This window comes from Oleiphilus sp. HI0123, from assembly GCF_001635315.1.
In genome coordinates this window covers 1-1,232 of the sequence record NZ_LWGE01001438.1, presented here as the reverse complement: position 1 = coordinate 1,232, position 1,232 = coordinate 1, and the positions used below count along the sequence as shown (strand labels likewise).

Genomic DNA, 1,232 nt, shown 5'->3' with positions numbered 1-1,232 from the left:
TATCGTGCATAGCTTGCTTGCCGATCAGCATTTGAATTTGCCGACAGGCTTCGAGTTCTACTTCAGCAATTTGACGAAGTGATGCTCTGAGTTCTTCTTCAGGAATGGTGGCAAGTGCTGCTGGATAGTAGCCATCGAGCCTGTTCCAAGAAACGCTAAAAGCTTCGATATCTTGTTTGAGCAGTTTGCTTAGGAGTTTGAGGTATTTTGCTCTACGCTTGGCGCTTTGGTTCTGACTTTTGCTAGTGTTCTCGATTGAAAAGTCTGCAACGATTCTCGGGTTTCCACTCTCGCCAAAAAGCATAAACTCTAAAGCATGAAAGCCTAAGGCAACATAGGCAGAATCTCCGAGTAAATGCTCCTGATTAAGGCTATCCTTGGTCAATTCGATTTCAGAGTGAATTAAACCGCTTAGCGGGTAGCCTTGGACCTTATCTAAATAGCCAGGAATCAAAGGGTACTGATCAATGCGGTTGTGGTTCGTATGAACGAGTTCAGGAGAGCTGAGAGTCACATCCAAAACCGGATGTATGATGTTCAGGCTTTTTAGCCATTGTCTAAGAAGTCTAGTCGAGATATATGTATCGTGAGCTAGACTCCACTGCTGATGAGCTTCCTGTAGAGATTCTTTCGATGGCTGAGTCGTTAGTTTGTCGATAGAACTTTGTAGCTTAGCGGCTGCGTTGCTGGTTTCAGTAAGTAATCGATTACTCTCTTTAACCATTTGGTCGATCAAAGAGGTGGAGAGTGTTGCGATTTGACGGTTGCCAATATCTGACGATTGCTTGTTTATTGCTGAGCTTGTTTTGCTGGATGTGATATCTGGCGTTGAGGGTTCACTGCAGCCGAATAGCGCTAAACAACAGAAAGTGGTGAATAAGCCCCTGATCATGTCTTTTTTCTTAGCTTCTGAGAGTTTGTATTGGCCAGCCATTTTGTTCACTATATTCTCTTAAGGTGTCATCCGGGTCGATAGAGACTGGCGTGCTGACCAGCTTTAATAAAGGCAGGTCATTATGTGAATCGCTATAGAAAAAAGAACCTTTGAGTGTATGGTGATTCGTCTCTAACCACTCGTTCAAACGCGTAATTTTCCCTTCTTTAAAGCTGGGTGTGCCGCTTACCTTGCCTGTATATCGACCGTCGACTTGCTCGGGAAGGGTCGCTATCAGTGTATCAATGCCAAAAGCCTGAGCAATAGGCTCAGTAACAAAGTGGTTTGTGGCGGTAAT

At 44.4% G+C, this 1,232-nt stretch carries 2 protein-coding genes; both read right to left on the bottom strand.

What is annotated here, in order from left to right; all coding sequences use genetic code 11:
- On the bottom strand, positions 1-934 hold a 934-nt coding region (locus A3761_RS18695; protein ID WP_231881259.1), incomplete at its 3' end, for an imelysin family protein.
- Positions 903-1,232: HAD family phosphatase (locus tag A3761_RS18690; protein ID WP_156491947.1), on the bottom strand; the 330-nt coding region annotated here is incomplete at its 5' end. The genes A3761_RS18690 and A3761_RS18695, both read right to left, overlap by 32 nt.